Origin of the sequence: Streptomyces sp. NPDC049687 (assembly GCF_044465285.1) — a bacterium.
GTDB lineage: Bacteria > Actinomycetota > Actinomycetes > Streptomycetales > Streptomycetaceae > Streptomyces.
In genome coordinates this window covers 475521-493657 of sequence record NZ_JBITLN010000007.1, presented here as the reverse complement: position 1 = coordinate 493657, position 18137 = coordinate 475521, and the positions used below count along the sequence as shown (strand labels likewise).

Below are 18137 nucleotides of genomic sequence, written 5' to 3'. Positions count from 1 at the left end.
GTCGTAGTGGCCCTGTCCCCGGGTCGGCCGCCGGACGGCGTCGTCCCCGCCTCGTGCCTGTGCCATGCGTAGGGGGCTCGGGCTGAGGCGCGACGCGTCTTCGACAAGCGACGCGATGGGATCACATGTCGGACGATGACTGCCCGACCGGGCTGCGAGGGGGTGTGTGGAGCCGGATCAGACGTCGGCGGTGTCGTTGGCGATGGGGGCGCCCCAGCCGGTGTCCCCGTTCGTGGTGGCCGTCACGTCGACCGACGCCGTGATGACGCGGCCCCAGCCGGTGTCCCCGTTGGTGGTGGATGCCGTGATGACGCGGCCCCAACCCGTGTCTCCGTTGGTGGTGGATGCCGTGATGACGCGACCCCAGCCGGTGTCCCCGTTCGTGGTGGCCGTCACGTCGACCGACGCCGTGATGACACGGCCCCAGCCGCTGTCTCCGTTGGCGGTGGCGGTTCCGGTGAGGGACGCCGTGACCGCCGAACCCGCGAGGGCGACGGCGGCGGCGACGGAGACGACGGTCAGGTGGAGGGACTTCATGGAGGACACTCCTGTTTCAGCATTTCCGGGACTGAGCCGGAATCCGCGGTGTGCCCGCTCCTTCCGGTGCTTCAAGGCTCGCCTGCCGACGACGTTCGGGCCATGGATCAAGACGTTCACCAAGCTGCCCCGCAGCAAGACGAGCAGGGAACGAAATGTTCAAAGCGGATGAAAGCAGGTCGATTGGCCCGTCCATAGGGCCCGGAAACCGGGAGGTGGCCCTCTACCAATGGGTCGTCGCGAACGAGAGGCTGGACCCCGAACGTGCCGCGCGCGACCTCGAACTGGGCCGGGACGAGGTCGACGCGGCCGTCGCCGCCCTGACCGAACTGGGCCTGTTGAAGGCGGACGTGGACGATCCGGCCAGGCTGCGGCCGGTCGATCCGGACCTCGTGGCGGCGGTCGTGACGACCTCGCTCGAACAGTCGATCCGCAACCAGCGGGCCGAACTGCACCGCATACGTGACCAGTTCGCCGGCCTGCGCGGCCACTACCTGGAGAGTCTGCGTCGGGGGTCAGTGGGCCTGGAGGTGGTCCCCGGTGTGGAGGAGGTGCGCGCCGCCCTCAACCGGGCCTCAGCGGAGTGCACCGAGGAGATCCTGACCAGCCAGCCCGGCGGGCAGCGGGCGCCGGCCGTCCTCAGGGACGCCTTGGCCCGGGACGCCGAGACGCTCTCCCGGGGGGTCCGGATGCGCACGCTGTACCACCACACGGCCCGTTTCAACGGGCCCAGTCAGGCTTACGTCGCCATGGCGACCGATCTCGGCGCCGAGTACCGCACCGCGCACGAACTGTTCGGGCGGGTCATCGTCTTCGACCGCCGGGTGGCGTTCATCCCGGAGCGGGGCGACGGGTTGGGCGCCGTGGTGATCCGGGAACCCTCGGTCGTCCACTTCCTGTGCGAGGTGTTCGAGCAGTACTGGGTCCACGCGGAGCCGTTCTCGGACGCGGCGACGGACGGTCTGGAGGCCGTGGCCAAGGACATCGACCGGACCATCGTGCGGCTGCTGGCGGCGGGCATGAAGGACGAGTCCATCGCGCGCCGCCTCGGTATGTCGCTGAGAACGGCCCGCAAGCACATCGCCGACATCATGGAGACACTGGGGGCCGAAAGCCGTTTCCAGGCCGGTGCCCTGGCGGCCCGTCACGGACTGCTCGACGGCGACATCGAGGATGCCGGTGTGGCCGACTGAATCCGTGGGCATGTCTGTCCCGAGTTCACGGTGCTGCCCGGTCGGCCGCCTGCCGTCGGCCGTGCGGTACCGTGAGGTCGGCACTGTTCGGAACATCTCCCGGTGCGCGAGAGTTCCCGCGACTTCACTTGCGCGGTGCCCGTTTCAACAGGACCCCACTGGTCCCCGCGGTCATGTCGCGGAAGAACAGAGGGACCCCTTTTTTATCCGGATGATCCGCGCGCGAGGGTGTTGGCCCACGCATGGGCGGCGTCCCATGCCGGGACCTGCTCGCCCTCGACGCGGGGCCGCCGCGCATGTGGGTCGGACGCGCGGTCGGCGAGCCGCCCGGACCGCGACGCACGCGGGAGGGCCTACCCGACGGGGAGTGTGAGTGGCACATGGACTTAGAACAGACCTCTGAGAGGGCGCAGACCGGCCTGAGCAGGTTCGTCGAGGACCTGGCGTTGTGTCTGGCGGTCCACCGTGACAGGAGCCCGGCAGTGGTCTGGCCGGAAGGCATCGACGCGACGGTGGCGGGAAGGGGCGGCGAGCTGTCCGAACTGCCCACCTCCCTCGGCGCTTTGCTGGGAGCCGAGGTCACCAGCTCTGTTCTCGTCCTGCCGGTGGGTGGGCGCAGTGACGCCGACACGACCGAGGGCGACCTCGTGCTACTGCCCTTGAAGGGCAGTTGCGGCAGCCGGGTCACACCATCGGTCCCGGGGCAGGGCTCTACCGTCCCGGAGCACACCCTCGAGCTGAGACTGCGCGTGGGAGAGGCGCTCTACGTGCCGCAGAGCTACGCCTACACCCTCAACGCCGTGCACATCCCCTGCACGCTCCAGATACTGACTCTGCGTCCGGCGGTGTGGCGGGAGCTGGACGTGCCGAGACCCGTTCATCCCGCCACACCGTGAACGGCCCCCGAGTGACCAGACCTGAGCCTAGGGCAGACGTGGGCGGGCGGATGCGCCGGTCCGCGTACGTCAACTGTTCCCAGCGCGGTCGAGGCCGTCGCCGTGGGCCCGTCACAGGTCCCGGCTGACGCTGCCGTCGACCCGCCGCCGGGCCCCGGGCGAACGGCGGCTCCGGGCGGGGATCGCCGGGTGGCCTGCTCGCGGGCCGTCAGCGGGGCCGCGCGGAGGACGATGGCCGCTCGGAACGCTCGTGCCCGAGTGTGTCTCCTGGGGTCCAGGGCCCAACTCAATCAAGCAAGCCCGAAGTCGCCAGCAGGTAACCCAGTTGGGCACGGCTGCTGCTGCCGAGTTCTTGCGACACCTTGCGGACGTGCTCGACCACACTCCGGCGGCTCATCCCCAGCCGTCGCGCGATGGAGTCGTCGGTCTCGCCGGCTATGACGGCCTGGAGGATCGTCCGGCGGACGTCCGACATGACGACAGCTGACTTCGGGGGGGAGCGCACCGGATCCACGGCCAGTGACCGGGACCAGGCGTTTTCGAACCAACGGGCCAGAAAGCGCACCACGGCGGGGTCTCGAATCTGCAGCGCCGCGTTGGAACGCTCCGGAGATACCGGTATGAAGGCGACCTCCTGGTCGCAGATGATGACACGCTCGAAGACCTCGGCGAGAGTCCGGACTTCGGCCCCGGCCTCGGTGACCCGCTCGACATAGGCGAGGGTCGGCTGGTGTGATCTGACACTGTGTTGATAAATGGTGCGTTGCCGGACGCCCCGCTTGAGGTTTCCCAGATCGCGGTGGAGTGCCTCCGCCAGTAGATGGGGCTCGCGCCCCCCACCTGGCTGCGCTGTGAGCAGTTCGTGCGTGCAGTTGCCGACGGCGGCTTCCAGGGCGCGCGTGATCACGTGATCACCACTGAGCAGCGTCAGGAGTGGTTCCTCCCGGCTCCGCGCGCTTGTGTACTCGTCTTCGAACACGGACAGAGCGGCCATGGCCGAGCGGAGATCCTGCTGCTGTTTGAGGATTGCCTCCTCGATGGGGTGCAGGACTCCGAATGCCGCCACATGCGGTGGTACGGGGGTGAAGGTGTCGGGCGAGCGCACATCCTCCGTGACGAGTTGAAGCGCGCGAAGGCAGCGAGGAGTGTCGTGACGGGGGATGCCTCCCCTGCCGAGAGCATGCCGATACATGGAAATGCCCTCTTTGCATGGAAAGTCTGTATTGCCGCATTCGCAGGCAGATATCGCCAGATCGTTCTCCTTCACAAGTGGGCACGTTACATTCGCGCGCCTGGTTGGGTGTGCTTTTCGGGCTCGTGTCGGTGAAGGATCGACGAGACCCCTTCCGGGGAGACCGGAAGATCGTGGTGGCCGTGGGTGATCCAGTCGATCCGGCCGCCTGTCGGCCGCTCGTCGAAGCAGGGCCGTCATCCTTTGATGCCCTTACGGATTGATGCCTTACGGATTGATGCCTTACGGACATGAAGGCCGGTATATGGCTCCAGTTAGCAAGGAATCTGGCAATGGACGCTCTTATGCGACCGCATAACAAAGTTTTGGCTCGCTTCCGGTCCGTCGTTCAGGAAGCCCCCCGACGGATCGCGGTGACGGGGTCGGACGGCACGCTCAGCTTCTCGGAGCTTGATCGCCGAACGCGCCGGTTGGCCGCGGTGCTCGTCTCCCGCGGGATCACGGCCGGTGACCGGGTGGGGGTCTGCATGGAGCGCGGGACCCAGCTCGTGGTGGCGCTGCTCGCCGTCTGGCGGGCGGGGGCGGCGTACGTACCGCTGGACCCGGAGTACCCGGATGAGCGGCTGACGCACATGGCCGCGGAGGCCGACATCCGGGCGCTGATCACGGCCCGGTACCCGGAACTCGCGCAAGGACGGGTGCCGGTGGTCGACCCGAACGGCCGGCCCGAGGCCGAAACGCCGGAGGAGGCGTTGGACGACTCGGTCGAGGCCGACGCCGCGTACGTCATCTTCACGTCCGGCTCGACGGGCAGGCCCAAGGGGGTCGAAGTCACGCACGGAGCCGTGGCCTCCCTGATCTCGTCACTCGACCGCATGGGCGCATACGGTCCCGAGCCACGCGTCGTCGCATGGAACTCCAGCGTGGCCTTCGACGCTTCGGTCAAGCAGTGGACCCGGGTGTGCCGGGGGGACACCTTGGTCGTGCTCAGTGAGGACGAGCGGCGGGATGCCGGGCGCCTGGGGCTGCTGTTGGAGAGCCATGGCGTGGATGACCTCGATCTCACGCCCTCCCACTGGGAGTTCCTGAGAGAGACTCTGCTGGCGCGGCGTCCCCGAGGCGGGCTGCTTCGGCTGTTCATGGGGGGCGAGGCTGTTCCCGAACGCACCTGGCGCGAGCTCGCCGACGCCAGGGAACGCGGTGTGCTGGAGTGCCTGAACCTGTACGGCCCCACAGAGTGCACGGTTGATGCCACCGCCGGATGGGTGACGGGTGACACTCCCCATATCGGCACAGCGCTGCCGGATGCTCGGCTGTACGTTCTGGATGACGACCTGCGCCAGGTACCTGCGGGGGTGGAGGGCGGGTTGTTCATCGCCGGCCCGCGCCTTGCGCGTGGCTACGTCAACCAGCCCGCCCTGACGGCCCAGCAGTTCGTGGCCGATCCGTTCGGCGAGCCCGGTAGCCGGATGTACCGAACCGGTGATCAGGTCAGGCGCCGTGAGGACGGGACCTACGAGTACCTCGGACGCCGTGACCGCCAGGTGAAGGTGCGCGGTTACAGGGTCGAGCCGGGTGAGATCGAGGCGGTTCTCGGCCGGCATCAGGACATCGCCACGGTGCGCGTCGTGGTCAGGACGGATGGGCCGACCGGAGAACGGCTTGTGGCGTATGTGGTTCCGACGGGAAACACGGTTCCCGAGGCGGAAATCCTCAGAAAACACGCGAGTGCCTTCCTGCCGGAGTTCATGATCCCCTCGGCCTTCGTGGCCCTGACGGCCCTCCCTCTGACGCCCAACGGAAAACTGGACGAAGCCGCTCTTCCCGCTCCTCAGGACACCCCGACCTTCCCGGGGAATCAAGGTGCGGCACCGCAGACCGAGATCGAGGCCATGGTCGCGGAGGTGTGGCGTGAGGCGCTCGGCGTGACCGGCATCGGGCGGGGGGACGACTTCTTCGCCCGGGGCGGGAACTCGATGACGGCCATCCGGGTCGTTGCCCGGCTCAAGAAGAGCCTGGGGCTGCCTCTTATGACCAAGGACATCTACCGGAATTCGCGTCTCGGCGCGTTTTCTGCCCACATCGGATCTCTGCAAGCGGAACTGGACGACGTCGAATGAAGGAAGTAGAAGCCATGCAGGATACGATCGTGGTACGGCCGGAGCGGAAGCCGGACGCCCGGCAGATACTGTTCTGTCTGGGCTTCTGCGGAGGCGGCACCAGAGTCTATTCGGAATGGTCCGGAGTTCTGTCGCCCGAGACGGAACTGGCGGCAATCTGTTATCCGGGAAGGGAAGGCCGCTTCGCCGAGGAGTTCGCCGAGGACTGGGAGGCGCTGGTTCAGGACTCGCTGTCCGCGGTGCTTTCCGCTGCGGATCGGCCTTATGTTCTCTTCGGGCACAGCCTGGGCGGGTGGATGGCCTTCGACCTTGCTGTACGCATCAAGGAGAGCGGTGGTCGTGCACCGGATGCCGTCGTGGTCTCCTCGGCCAACTCCCCGCTCCGACAGCTGCATGGCCACGACATGTGGCCCAACTCTCCGAGGCAGGATCACTCCGATGAACAGCTCATGAACTGGATGAAGACGTTCGGAATACTGCCGCAGTATGTGCTCGATGACCCCGATCTGCGGGAGATGGCTCTGAATCTCATGCGCGCGGATATTCGAGTGCGGGATTCTTTCAGGTACCGGCACGGATCGACCGTCGATGTTCCGCTCCAGCTCTTCACAGGAGATTCGGACAAAGTGATCGAGCCGAATGCGGCAGGGCACTGGCGTGAACTGGCGGCGGGCGAGTTCCGCCATGATGTGCTTCCAGGATCGCACTTCTACACACCAGAGGTATGGGCTTCGATTCCCAAGCGCATTCATGCTCTCGCCGGCTCGTGAGTCACTGAGGTCTTCCCGGCAACGTCATGGTTACGGTGTGATGGGCGTGGGTGCCGGCTCGGAGCCCAGTTGTTGCGGGCCGTGAGGTTGTTGACGGTGTGGCCAGGGATCAAGGTGTCCCGAGCAGCGTCGCGACGGCTGCCCGTGCATGACGGGCTGGGGTTGGGTCGCCACTGATGCCGGCTGTCACGATGGCTCCTTCGGCAAGTAGGAAAACCGGTTCAGCCACCGGCAGCCCGATGGCGTGGACCCACACCGCGATCTGATCGTGGAACCCCTGCTTGTGCGACCGGACTTCGGCAAACACCGCCTCGGACGATGGGCCGAGCTCGCCGTAGGCGTTGATCCAGGCGCATCCGCGGAAGCCGGGTTCTGCGAACCACTCGGCAAGCCAGTCGAAGATCGCGAGTACGCGCTCGCGGGGATCCGGGACCTGCTCCACGTGGGCGGCCAGGTTTCCCCTCCATCGCTGGTCGCGACGTTTGAGCATCGCCACCACGAGGTCCTCCTTCGCCGCGAAGAACCGGTAGATCCGCTTCAGCGGCAGGCCGGATGCCGCACGGATCTCGTCCATCCCGACCGCCTGGATGCCTCGCTCGTAGAAGAGCCTCTCCGCTGCATCGAGCAGTGCTTCGCGGTCCAGGCGGTTCTGCTCGTCGCTGATCGGGGCTGGCATCCGGGGCTCCTTGACGTTGAGAACGATCGTTCCCTACCTTAGGCTCCGTCGATAGAGAACGCACGTTCTCAATATGAGGAGGTCGCAGTGTCGGCAGGTCGCCCGCCCTACCCACCGTTCACACAGGAGACGGCCCTGCAGAAGGTCCAGGCGGCTGAGGATGCCTGGAACACCCGCGATCCCCGCCGAGTGGCATTGGCGTACACGCCGGACTCGACGTGGCGGAACCGGGACACGTTCGTCCATGGCCGCGATGAGATCGTCGCTTTCCTGACGCAGAAGTGGGAGCGCGAACTGGATTACGCGCTGCGCAAGAGCCTCTGGGCGTTCCACGAGGACCGGATCGCCGTCCGCTTCCAGTACGAGTGGCACGACGCGGAAGGCCAGTGGTGGCGCAGTTACGGCAACGAACTGTGGGAGTTCGACGAGCGCGGTCTTATGCGACGCCGCGAGGCGAGCATCAACGACGTCTCCATCCCTGAAGCCGATCGGCGGATCCGCGGCCCCCGGCCCAAGGATGAGCACGGAGTCGACTTCCCGCTCCGGTAGCGCCCGCCGCCACGCCGCCCCGAGTCGGTGGGCTCAGGCAGCGCGACCGTCTGAGCCACCGCGCTCATGTAGTTGATGGGAAACCCTGTGCCCCACGCCAACGCGCCTCTGGCCATTCGCCTTCGAGCTCACCCAAGCCGGGACACCGGTCAGCCGTCGCACCGTAAGCCGACCCCAAACGGTGACTCAAACCGCGAGCCCGTCGAATCGTGGCCCGACGGCCTGGTCACATGGTGCACGTTGACGTGAAGAAGGTCGGCCGAATCCCCGACGGCGGCCGGCGTGCGTCGGGAACCGGCCCCCGGCGGCTCGACTACGAGACGGTGTCACCAACGTCCTGGCCTCGTCCACCCAGTTCTGCGGTGCCAGGGTGCGCAGGACGCAGAACTCGTTGCCCTCGGGGTCTGCCATGACCACCCAGTTTCGGTCTGAGCCCTGGCCTGCATCCGTCTTCGGAGCGGAGTATGCCGTCCGTCCGACAGCTCCGAGATCTTGCTGACTTGGCGTCCTACCGCCTCAGGCATTTCAGCCGGCGTATCGAGCAGTTACGTCGCCGATGCGGGCGGTTCGGTCAGTGAGGCGATGCACGCGGTGAGCAGGCGCCGCATCTGGTCCTGTTCGCCGGCATCCAGATTGGCCAGCATGTCCTGCTCGACGCGGCGAACCGCGGCGCTGGCCACCTTGAGCTGGCGGCGCCCGTGGGCGGTCAGCTCGGTGGGCAGGGCCCTGCCGACGGGTGCCTGTGCCGGGCGGACGACGAGTCCCTGGCGTTCGAGGGACTGCAGGAGCACGTTCATCGACTGCCGGGTGACGAAGGTGCCGCGGGCGAGCTCGGAGTTGGACAGGCCCGGGCGTTGGGCGAGCAGCTCCAGGCAGGAGTAGTGGGTGATCGTCATGCCCAACGGCCTCAGCACGGCCTCCAGGGCGGAGTGCAGGGCGCTCGCAGCCGCCTTCAGCATGTACCCCAGTGATGTGTCCAGCTCGATTCCGGGCTCACCTTGACTCATGTCAGTAGTCTGACATACGTTGAGCCATGTCAGAAGACTGACATGCAATGTGGAGGTAGGAATCGTGGCCGTTACCGGACCGGACTTCATTTCCCTGCAGGTGCGCGACCTGGAGCGCTCTGCCGTTTTCTACGAGCAGTACCTGGGGCTGAAGCGCTCCGACGCGGGTCCGCCGCACGCTGTCGTGTTCGATACCAAGCCGATCGCGTTCGCCGTCCGCGACGTCGTCGCGGGCGTCGACCTGGACGCGATCGCGCAGCCGGGCCAGGGGATGGCGCTGTGGCTGCACGCCCCCGACGCGCAGGACATCCACGACGCCCTCGCCGCCGCCGGCACGACGATCGTCTCGGCGCCCGTCGACGGGCCGTTCGGCCGCACTTTCACGTTCGCGGACCCCGACGGCTACCAGGTGACCCTCCACGACCGCGGCTGAGCGGGGCGTCCCGGCCGGCCGAGTCGTCTGGGTCGGGCCCGCACCATCGTCGCCGTACGTCAGGGACGGCAACGAGTCGGCCCCGTTCTTCCGCGAGTTGCCGGAACTCGCGGAAGCGCCGTCGTGGGGGCCGTTCACCGACGTCCGGCTCGACGACGGCGTACCGCTCCAGTCCGCCGGGGGTCCCGCCGGTCACGCGATCGAGCCGATCACGCGTCCCTGTCTGTGACCGCTCGGGAGTAGTGGGAGCCGACGGCCGGCTGGCCCGTGTAGTTCGGTCCGGCCTCCGGGTCCGCGCCGACGTAGGTGAAGGGCGGTTCGACGGTTCGCGCTCCTTGGAGAGTGAGCAGGTGGCGGCGCGAGTCGTACGCGAACCCCGCCGCGCGCAGTGCGGCGAGCGCCGCCCGCCCCGCCGCCCCGCCGTCCGCCCAGCGGATCGAGTCCGGGCCGAAGTGGGCGAGAAGGAGACCGTCCTCGGTCAGCCAGGAGGCGGCCCGGGTGAGCAGGCCCAGCTGGTCGCCCACGTAGTGCAGGCCGTGGACACAGGTGATCAGGTCGTACGGCCGGGTCGGCGTCCACGTCGAGACCGAGGCGGTGATCTCTTCCATGGTGGGCGGGGTGGGGAGTGGGACCAGGGGGCCCACCAGGTCCACGCCGGTGAGGACCGCGTCGGCGGGGAGGGCCGGGGCGGCTTCCCGCAGGGCGCGGCCCTCCCCGCTGCACAGGTCCAGCCAGGAGGGAACGTCGGGACGGCGTTCCAGCAGCCAGGCCAGTGGATCCACGCCCAGCTCGCGGGCGTAGCTGTTCACCCCGGTGAGGCCGCGTTCGCGGTTCATCGTGTTGTTGGCGACCACGGAGGACCGTTCCAGGTCGGTCGCGCAGACCAGTGCGCGCTCCGTCATGCGGTCGGCTCCTGGGCGGCGGGGGTGTGTACGGCCACTTCGCCGCGTCCGCGGCAGGCGCGGATCCTCCGCCGAACCGCCCGTCCCCATGCCGCCACGCACATCGCATCAGTCATGCGTTGAACGCTAACGGCCCTCATTGACAACGCCCGTGGGTGTTATGGATCACAGGTGGCGGTGGGTGGCGGCAGGAATGCTGTCGGAGGCGGGGGAGTTGTCGTGGAGGAGCACTCGATGCATGTGCACATACCAGTCGGTCCCCGTCACCACCTTCACGAGGAGCCCCCCACGTGAGCGTCACCGAGCCCACCCCCTCCCGCGCCGCCGAGATCCTCTCCCGGCCGGTCACCATCAACGGTCTGACCGTCCCGAACCGGATCGCGATGGCGCCGATGACCCGGACGTTCTCCCCGGGCGGCATCCCCGGTGAGGACGTCGTGTCGTACTACGCGCGGCGCGCGGCCGCCCGCGTCGGGCTGATCGTCACCGAGGGGACGTACGTCGGGCACGAGTCGGCCGGGCAGAGCGACCGCGTCCCCCGGTTCCACGGCGAGGAGCAGCTCGCCGGGTGGGCCAAGGTCGCCGAGGCCGTGCACGCGGCGGGCGGGACGATCGTGCCGCAGTTGTGGCACATCGGGATGGTGCGCAACCAGGGTGAGCCGCCGTACGCGGACGCCCCGGCCGTCGGCCCCTCCGGACTGCGGATCGACGGCACCGAGGGCACCGGCAGGGCGATGACCCAGCGCGACCTGGACGACGTCATCGGTGCCTTCGCCGAGGCGGCGGCCGCCGCCGAGCGCATCGGCTTCGACGGCGTCGAGATCCACGGCGCCCACGGATACCTGCTGGACCAGTTCCTGTGGTCCGGCACCAACCGCCGGACCGACGCCTACGGCGGCGACCCGGTGGCCCGGACGAAGTTCGCCGCCGAGATCGTCGCGGCCGTCCGCGAGACCGTCTCGGCCGAGTTCCCGGTCATCTTCCGCTACTCGCAGTGGAAGCAGGAGGCCTACGACGCCCGGCTCGCCGAGACCCCGGAGGAGCTGGAGGCCATCCTCACCCCGCTCGCCGCGGCCGGCGTCGACGCCTTCCACGCCTCCACCCGCCGCTACTGGGTGCCGGAGTTCGACGACTCCGACCTCAACCTCGCGGGCTGGACCAAGAAGCTCACCGGCAAGACCACCATCACCGTCGGCTCGGTCGGCCTCGACGGCGACTTCATCCGGGGATTCGCGGGCGAGGGCTCCCCGGTCAAGGGCATCGACGACATCCTCGACCGCCTGGAGCGCGACGAGTTCGACCTGGTGGCCGTGGGGCGGGCGCTGCTCCAGGACCCGGAGTGGGCCGCCAAGGTGCTGGCAGGCCGCACCGACGAGCTGAAGCCGTACGACGCCGCCGCGCTGCAGACCCTCAGCTGAGCAACTCGATCGTTCAGTCCGGGAGACGGGACCCCTCGTCTCCCGGACGCCCGTGTCCGGCATGGGCCGCGAGGGGCCCGCGGAAGATTTCGCTTGCTTAACTCAATCAATCTGCATAAGCTTGCTTGAGTCAAGCAGTTCACCTTCCTGCGCATCCGACGGAGGCCCGTCATGTCCGACGCCCTTGCCCGACCCGCCGCGGCGGGGACATCCGCCCCGCCCAGGTCGAACGCCGTGGTGGCGGTGCTGGCCCTGGCCGGGATCGTCGTCTCGCTGATGCAGACCCTGGTCATCCCGATCGTCCCCGAGCTGCCGAAGCTGCTGGACGCGCCCGCCTCCGACACGGCCTGGGCGGTCACCGCCACGCTGCTCGCGGCCGCCGTCGCCACCCCGGTCGTCGGCCGGCTCGGTGACATGGTCGGCAAACGGCGGATGCTGATGGTCAGCATCCTGATGCTGATATCCGGCTCGCTGGTCTGCGCCCTCGCCGACTCCCTCGTCCCGATGATCGTCGGCCGTGCCCTGCAGGGTCTGGCGGCGGCCGTGGTGCCGCTGGGCATCAGCATCCTGCGGGACACGGTTCCCGCCGAGAAGCTCGCCGGTTCGACGGCGGTGATGAGCGCCTCCCTCGGCGTCGGCGGTGCCCTCGGTCTGCCCGCCGCCGCGTTCATCGCGGACAACTGGGACTGGCACGTCCTCTTCTGGACCTCCGCCGCCCTCGGCGTCGTCTCCCTCCTCCTCGTCGTGACGCTCGTCCCCGAGTCGCACAACCGCACCGGCGGGCGCTTCGACCTCGTCGGCTCGCTCGGCCTGTCGGCCGGTCTGGTCGCGCTGCTGCTGGCCGTGTCCAAGGGCGCCGACTGGGGCTGGACCTCCGGTACCACGCTGGGCCTGGGTGCCGCCGCCGTCGTGATCCTGGCGGCCTGGGGCCGGTGGGAGCTGAAGGCGAAGCAGCCGCTGGTCGACCTGCGGACCACCGCGAAGACCCAGGTGCTCTTCACCAACCTCGCCTCGGTCGCCCTCGGCTTCTCGATGTTCGCGATGTCCCTGGTCCTGCCCCAGCTGCTGCAGCTTCCCGAGCAGACCGGCTACGGCCTGGGCAAGTCGATGCTGACCGTCGGCCTGGTGCTGGCCCCGCAGGGCCTGGTGATGATGCTCATGTCGGCCGTGTCCGCGGGAATCACCAAGGCCAAGGGCCCCAAGGTCACCCTCATGATCGGCGCGCTGATCGTGGCCTCCGGCTACGCGCTGAACATCGTGCTGATGAGCGAGCTGTGGCACATCGTCCTGGTGTCCTGCATCATCGGCGCCGGCGTCGGCTTCACCTACGGCGCCATGCCCGCCCTGATCATGGGCGCGGTCGACCCCTCCCAGACGGGCGCCGCGAACAGCCTCAACACCCTGATGCGGTCGCTGGGCACCTCCTTCGCCAGCGCCATCGCCGGTGTGATCCTCGCCCAGATGACCACCGAGTTCGGCGGCTACGCCCTCCCCGCGGAGAACGGCTTCAAGGTCGTCATGGCCATCGGCGCCGGAGCGGCCCTGGTCGCCTTCCTCCTCGCCTCCTTCATCCCGAAGCGCAACGCCGGGGCCGAGCCGGCGGTAGTGGAAGGGGCCGGGGAGGCCACCCCGGTCAAGGCCTGAGAAACGACGACCGACCGGTACGAGGCGGCTGTCACCCACACGAGTGGGAGGCGGCCGCCCTCGGCACTTTCCGTCGCCGCCGCCCGTTCCACGAACACCCGTCATTCCAGGAGTGATTGATGACCACAGCCGACACCGACCTCGTCGTACGCACCACCGCCGGAGCCGTACGCGGCCGCCGGGAGGACGATCTGACGGTCTTTCGGGGCATCCCGTTCGCCGCGCCACCGGTGGGCGAGGCACGCTTCCAGGCCCCGCGCCCGCCCCGCCCGTGGGACGGGATCCGGGACGCGGACGCCTTCGGCCCGCCACCCCCGCAGGAGGCCGGCTTCCAGGGGCGTGCGGGTGTCCTGGACGCCCCGACCGGCGACGACTGGCTGACGGTGAACGTCTGGACCCCGCAGGCGGACGCCTCCGGCCACCGCCCGGTGATGGTGTGGATATACGGCGGCGCCTACAAGCTCGGCCACTCCGGCAGCCCGGGGTACGACGCCCAGCACCTCGCCCGCGCCGGTGATCTGGTCATCGTCACCTTCAACTACCGTGTGGGGATAGAGGGGTTCGCGCGGATCGAGGGCGCGCCCGCGAACCGGGGGCTGCTCGACCAGGTGGCGGCGCTGGAGTGGGTGCGGGACAACATCGCGGAGTTCGGCGGCGACCCCGGGAAGGTCACGGTCTTCGGGGAGTCGGCGGGCGCGGGTTCGGTGGCGGCGCTGCTGGCGATGCCGGCCGCGCGGGGCCTGTTCGGGCGGGCGATCGCGCAGAGCGTGCCCGGTACGTTCTTCTCCGACGAGCTGGCCCGTGATCTCGCGACGGAGATCGCCGCGGAGGCGGGTCTGCGCCCGACGGCCGCCGATCTGGCGACGGTGGATCCGCGGAAGCTGCCCGAGGCGGGGGCGGCGCTCAGCGCGAAGATGGCGCAGCGCGTGGACCGCTGGGGCCAGGTGGCGCCCACGGTCACCCCTTTCTCCCCGGTGGTCGACGGGGAGGTCCTGCCGACGACCCCTTGGGCGGCCCTGTCGGCGGGCGCCGCCCGCGACATCGACCTGATCGTGGGGCACAACGCCCAGGAGTTCCGGCTCTTCCTGGCCCTGGGCGGGCTGCTGGGCAAGGTGACGGAGGAACAGGCCTCGGCCGCGCTGCGGCTGTTCGCCCCGGGCGGCGGAGAGGCGGGCGAGCGCGCCTACCGGGAGGCCTACCCGGACGCGGGCCCGGGCGAGCTGTACGAACGGGTGCAGTCCGACTGGCTGTTCCACATACCCTCGCTCCACCTGGCCGAGGCACAGGTGGCGGGCGGAGGACGGGCCCATGTCTACGAACTGACCTGGCCGGCCCCGGGGATGGGCGGCAGCCTGGGCGCCTGCCACGGTCTGGACATCCCCCTGCTGTTCGGCACCTACCAGGCGGACCTGGGGAACCTGCTGTTCGCGGGGGTGGAGGTGACGGACGAGGCCCGCTCCCTGTCGCATGCCTTCCGTACGTCCTGGACGTCGTTCGCGCGGACGGGCGACCCGGGCTGGCCCGCGTACGACACGGAGTCGAGGCCGGTGCGGGTGCTGGACGTGGAGCAGAGGACGGTCCCGTATCCGGAGGAGATCTCCCGCCGTCTGTGGGAGGGGCAGGACTTCCCGCCGTTGCCCCTGTTGCAGGGCCAGGGCGTGCGGTGAAAGTCCCGCGTGCCCGGCGACGCCCGGCACGCACCTCCCGGCCGGCCCGACGCCTCGGTTGAGGGGGGCGGGTCAGAGGTTGCCGAGGGGCTCGATGTCGACCTTCACGGGCGTGCCCCAGACGCGCAGCACCTCGTAGTCGGTGAACTCGTGCACCAGCCGGTAGGCCATGGCGGGCCGGGATCCGCGGCGCAGGGCGGCGAGGTACAGCTCGGCCTCGCGCCGGTCCCGCCTCGGCGTGCCGCACAGCTGCCACTCCTGGCCGTTCCACAGCTCCGGCAGCCAGCGCTGCTGGGGCTGTGGGCGGTCGCCACGGGTGCCGTAGCGGGAGGGGGCGGGGGAGGAGGGCGCGGCCTGCGGGGCCGGGCCGTTGAACTCGGCGCGGAGCGCCGCCCGGCGGCGGGTCTCGCACAGCAGGCACAGATCCGGGGCGGCCTCGTCGACGGGGCCGTTCGGATGCTCGGCGCACCGGGTGGTGGGCGCGGCGCTGGTGACGCCCTCGTCCAGCAGCTCCAGGGCACGCCGCACATCGGCCTTGACCTCGTGCAGTCGCGCGTCGGGCGTATCGGCGGTCAGGGCCTCCCCGTGCTCCCCGAGCAGCCGGAGGGCACGACCGAGAGCGGTGAGCTGGGCGTGGTTCATGGCATCCAGGGTAGGGGCGGGCGCCGCGGGCGGACTGGTCCCGGCCGGTCGGGAGCACAGGGAGCGCGGTAAGAGCTGCCTCCGGAAGAGACGGAAGTGGACGGCGGGCCACCGGGGGCGCAAGTGGGCCGGAAGCGGGCCCCGGCGGTCACGCGGTCGGTGACGCCGGGGACGTCCGCCGGGTGAAGCCGAAAGTGTAGGTCGCCGCGAAGCCGACCGCGTACCCGGTGAGCAGGCCGCCCGCGTAGATCGCCGCCGTCACGCCCAGCCCCCTGTTGCCCGCCAGCAGGGGGAACAGGGCCCAGCCGGACGGGCCGATGGCCGTCGCGCCCACCTGGTCGCCGAGCATGGCGAAGAAGCCGACGAAGGCCCCGCCGGCCGCGCCGCCCGCGCACGCGGTCAGGAAGGGGCGGCCCAACGGCAGGGAGACGCCGTAGATGAGGGGTTCACCGACGCCCAGCAGACCCGCCGGGAGCGCCGATCTGATCGTCGTACGGAGGGAGGTGTCGGTGCGCAGACGGACGTAGACCGCGACCGCCGCGCCCACCTGGCCCGCGCCCGCCATCGCCAGGACCGGCAGCAGGACCGTGTAGCCCTGCTGCTCGATGAGGGTGGTGTGGATGGGGATGAGGGCCTGGTGGAGGCCGACCATCACCAGGGGGAGGAAGAGGCCGCCCAGGACGAGGCCCGCGAAGGCGCCCGTCGTCGCCAGCAGCCAGTTCGCCGCGGTGCCGATCGCCGAGGACACCGCGCCGGCCGCGAACATGATCCCGTACAGCGTGCCCAGACCGGCGACGAGGACCGTCAGGGCCGGGGTGAGGAGGACGTCCAGGGCGTCCGGGACCCGGCCCCGGCACCACCGCTCGACGCGGGTCGCCAGCAGGGCCGCGGCCAGCGCGCCCAGCACCCCGCCCTGGCCGGGGGAGAGGTGCACCCCGAACGCCGTCACCTTCGCGACCCCGGGATGGACGACGATCGCCGCGACCGCACCGCCCAGGATCGGGGTACCGCCGAACTCCTTCGCCGTGTGGTAGCCGACGAAGACGGTGATCAGCGCCATGAAGGCGGAGGCGAGGGCGGCGAGCGCGGGGGTCAGGCCCGGCAGCCATCCGGCGTTGACCAGCAGCCCGTTGACGCCCGCGAGGATCCCGCAGCCGACGAGTGCGGGGACGAGCGGGACGAAGACGGCGGCCAGGCGGCGCAGGGCGGTCTTGAGGGGGGTGGCGTTGCGGCGCCGCTGTTCCTCCCGCAACCGCGCTCCCCGCACGGCGAGTCGCCGCGCGGCCGTCAGCCTCTCGAAGTCCTCCGTCACCCTGGCCACCACGCCCGGCCCCAGCACCACCTGGTACGTGCCGTCGTCCGCGACGACCCCCAGCACGCCGGTCAGCGCCCGCAGCGCCGGCTCGTCCGCCAGGGACGGATCGGCCAGGCCCAGCCGCAGCCGGGTCATGCAGTGGGCGACGGAGGTGATGTTCGCGGGGCCGCCGACCAGGGGGAGGATCGCGGCGGCGAGGTCCTTGGCGCTGTCCTTCGAGGTGTCCACCCACCGAGCGTGCGGCTCAGCCGGCCGCTGCGGCCAGCGCGGCACGCAGATGACCGCCGGACTCCTCCAGAAGGCGGGCGGCCGCCGCCCCGTCCACCCCGGCCAGCAGCACCAGGATCGCGTGCTTGACCTCGCCGCCGGTGGCCGTGAGGGCCGCCTCGATCTCCTGGTCCTCGGCTCCCGTGGCCAGGGCGACGATCCGCCGCGACCGGGCACGCAGCTTCTCGTTCGAGGCGCGGACGTCGACCATCAGATTCCCGTACGTCTTGCCCAGCCGGATCATCGTGATCGTCGACACCATGTTGAGCACCAGCTTCTGCGCGGTGCCCGCCTTCAGCCGGGTCGACCCGGTGAGCAGTTCCGGGCCGACCACGACCTCGATGCCGTGCTCGGCGGCGGCCGCCAGCGCGCTCCCGGCGTTGCAGGCCAGCCCGACGGTGAGCGCGCCCCGGGTGCGGGCGTACTCCACCGCACCGATCGCGTACGGGGTGCGGCCGGAGGCGGAGACTCCGACCACCGAGTCGTCGGGGGTGAGGGCGAGGGCCTCCAGGTCGGCGACGGCCAGTTCCCGGGAGTCCTCGGCGCCCTCGACGGACGCGACCATCGCCGCCGGTCCACCGGCGAGGACCCCGACGACCTGCCCGGGGGCGGTGTTGAAGGTCGGCGGACACTCGGAGGCGTCGAGCACCCCGAGCCGCCCGGCGGTCCCGGCCCCGGCATAGACCAGCCGGCCGCCGCGGCCCATGCGTTCCGCGATGGCGTCGACGGCGGCGGCGATCCGGGGCAACTGCGTGCCCACGGCGGCCGGTACACCGGCGTCCTCACCGTTCATCAGCCGGGCGAGGTCCAGGGTGGGAAGCCGGTCGATCTCGGCGAGCTCGGGCCGGAAGGCTTCCGTGGTCAGTGATTCCAGTTGGGCGAGGATGTCACGGGAGGTCATCGGGAGTG

Annotated in this window: 17 protein-coding genes and 2 pseudogenes; 10 read left to right on the top strand and 9 right to left on the bottom strand. The window is 70.0% G+C overall.

Annotated elements, in window-relative coordinates; genetic code table 11:
• Window positions 1-177: 177 nt before the first annotated feature.
• Window positions 178-537: a hypothetical protein gene (locus tag ACIBVL_RS23905; RefSeq protein ID WP_399099469.1), complete on the bottom strand. Its 360-nt coding sequence runs from the start codon at window positions 535-537 to the stop codon at window positions 178-180.
• A gap of 215 nt (window positions 538-752) precedes the next feature.
• On the opposite strand from ACIBVL_RS23905, the gene ACIBVL_RS23900 reads away from it, so the two are divergent.
• Together ACIBVL_RS23900 and ACIBVL_RS23895 are read left to right on the top strand one after the other, a co-directional pair.
• On the top strand, window positions 753-1730 hold the full coding sequence (locus ACIBVL_RS23900; RefSeq protein ID WP_399099467.1) for a LuxR C-terminal-related transcriptional regulator: 978 nt from the start codon (window positions 753-755) through the stop codon (window positions 1728-1730).
• 380 nt (window positions 1731-2110) lie between these two features.
• A complete protein-coding gene (locus ACIBVL_RS23895; RefSeq protein ID WP_399099465.1) occupies window positions 2111-2626 on the top strand; it encodes a hypothetical protein in 516 nt (171 codons plus the stop codon).
• Window positions 2627-2912: 286 nt separating this feature from the next.
• On the opposite strand, the gene ACIBVL_RS23890 is transcribed toward ACIBVL_RS23895, so the two are convergent.
• Window positions 2913-3893: a LuxR C-terminal-related transcriptional regulator gene (locus ACIBVL_RS23890; protein WP_399099463.1), complete on the bottom strand. Its 981-nt coding sequence runs from the start codon at window positions 3891-3893 to the stop codon at window positions 2913-2915.
• Between the two features lie 257 nt (window positions 3894-4150).
• Here ACIBVL_RS23890 and ACIBVL_RS23885 point away from each other — a divergent pair, with 257 nt between their 5' ends.
• Window positions 4151-5938 (top strand): amino acid adenylation domain-containing protein, encoded by a 1788-nt coding sequence (locus tag ACIBVL_RS23885; RefSeq protein WP_399099461.1) that lies wholly within the window; start codon window positions 4151-4153, stop codon window positions 5936-5938.
• A gap of 14 nt (window positions 5939-5952) precedes the next feature.
• The gene (locus tag ACIBVL_RS23880; RefSeq protein ID WP_399099459.1) at window positions 5953-6708 is read left to right on the top strand and encodes a thioesterase II family protein; all 756 of its coding nucleotides are present in this window, start codon (window positions 5953-5955) and stop codon (window positions 6706-6708) included.
• A 109-nt stretch (window positions 6709-6817) separates the two neighbouring features.
• On the opposite strand, the gene ACIBVL_RS23875 is transcribed toward ACIBVL_RS23880, so the two are convergent.
• Window positions 6818-7384 (bottom strand): TetR/AcrR family transcriptional regulator, encoded by a 567-nt coding sequence (locus ACIBVL_RS23875; protein WP_399099457.1) that lies wholly within the window; start codon window positions 7382-7384, stop codon window positions 6818-6820.
• Window positions 7385-7471: 87 nt separating this feature from the next.
• On the opposite strand from ACIBVL_RS23875, the gene ACIBVL_RS23870 reads away from it, so the two are divergent.
• Window positions 7472-7933: a nuclear transport factor 2 family protein gene (locus tag ACIBVL_RS23870; protein ID WP_399099455.1), complete on the top strand. Its 462-nt coding sequence runs from the start codon at window positions 7472-7474 to the stop codon at window positions 7931-7933.
• A gap of 174 nt (window positions 7934-8107) precedes the next feature.
• Window positions 8108-8232, top strand: a pseudogene (locus tag ACIBVL_RS23865) (IS481 family transposase); the annotation flags it as partial.
• Window positions 8233-8290: 58 nt separating this feature from the next.
• Here ACIBVL_RS23865 and ACIBVL_RS23860 read toward each other — a convergent pair.
• Together ACIBVL_RS23860 and ACIBVL_RS23855 are read right to left on the bottom strand one after the other, a co-directional pair.
• Window positions 8291-8392 (bottom strand): annotated as a pseudogene (locus ACIBVL_RS23860) (VOC family protein); the annotation flags it as partial.
• Window positions 8393-8478: 86 nt separating this feature from the next.
• A complete protein-coding gene (locus tag ACIBVL_RS23855; protein ID WP_399099453.1) occupies window positions 8479-8940 on the bottom strand; it encodes a MarR family winged helix-turn-helix transcriptional regulator in 462 nt (153 codons plus the stop codon).
• A gap of 64 nt (window positions 8941-9004) precedes the next feature.
• On the opposite strand from ACIBVL_RS23855, the gene ACIBVL_RS23850 reads away from it, so the two are divergent.
• Window positions 9005-9373: a VOC family protein gene (locus ACIBVL_RS23850; protein WP_389018757.1), complete on the top strand. Its 369-nt coding sequence runs from the start codon at window positions 9005-9007 to the stop codon at window positions 9371-9373.
• Window positions 9374-9582: 209 nt separating this feature from the next.
• Here ACIBVL_RS23850 and ACIBVL_RS23845 read toward each other — a convergent pair whose 3' ends face one another.
• Window positions 9583-10275 (bottom strand): methyltransferase domain-containing protein, encoded by a 693-nt coding sequence (locus ACIBVL_RS23845; protein ID WP_399099451.1) that lies wholly within the window; start codon window positions 10273-10275, stop codon window positions 9583-9585.
• A gap of 290 nt (window positions 10276-10565) precedes the next feature.
• Here ACIBVL_RS23845 and ACIBVL_RS23840 point away from each other — a divergent pair, with 290 nt between their 5' ends.
• The 3 genes from ACIBVL_RS23840 to ACIBVL_RS23830 all read left to right on the top strand — a co-directional run bounded on the left by ACIBVL_RS23840 (window position 10566) and on the right by ACIBVL_RS23830 (window position 15004).
• Window positions 10566-11693, top strand: coding sequence for an NADH:flavin oxidoreductase (locus ACIBVL_RS23840; protein WP_399099449.1), 1128 nt, complete (start codon window positions 10566-10568; stop codon window positions 11691-11693).
• Between the two features lie 171 nt (window positions 11694-11864).
• On the top strand, window positions 11865-13337 hold the full coding sequence (locus ACIBVL_RS23835) for an MFS transporter (protein WP_399099447.1): 1473 nt from the start codon (window positions 11865-11867) through the stop codon (window positions 13335-13337).
• Window positions 13338-13456: 119 nt separating this feature from the next.
• Entirely contained in the window at window positions 13457-15004 is a 1548-nt protein-coding gene (locus ACIBVL_RS23830) for a carboxylesterase/lipase family protein (protein ID WP_399099446.1), read from the top strand.
• Between the two features lie 72 nt (window positions 15005-15076).
• On the opposite strand, the gene ACIBVL_RS23825 is transcribed toward ACIBVL_RS23830, so the two are convergent.
• The 3 genes from ACIBVL_RS23825 to murQ form a co-directional block, all read right to left on the bottom strand.
• A complete protein-coding gene (locus ACIBVL_RS23825) occupies window positions 15077-15646 on the bottom strand; it encodes a hypothetical protein (RefSeq protein ID WP_399099443.1) in 570 nt (189 codons plus the stop codon).
• Between the two features lie 148 nt (window positions 15647-15794).
• Window positions 15795-17189, bottom strand: coding sequence for a PTS transporter subunit EIIC (locus ACIBVL_RS23820; protein WP_399099441.1), 1395 nt, complete (start codon window positions 17187-17189; stop codon window positions 15795-15797).
• 16 nt (window positions 17190-17205) lie between these two features.
• Entirely contained in the window at window positions 17206-18129 is a 924-nt protein-coding gene (gene murQ / locus ACIBVL_RS23815; RefSeq protein WP_399099439.1) for an N-acetylmuramic acid 6-phosphate etherase, read from the bottom strand.
• Between the last annotated feature and the right edge of the window lie 8 nt (window positions 18130-18137).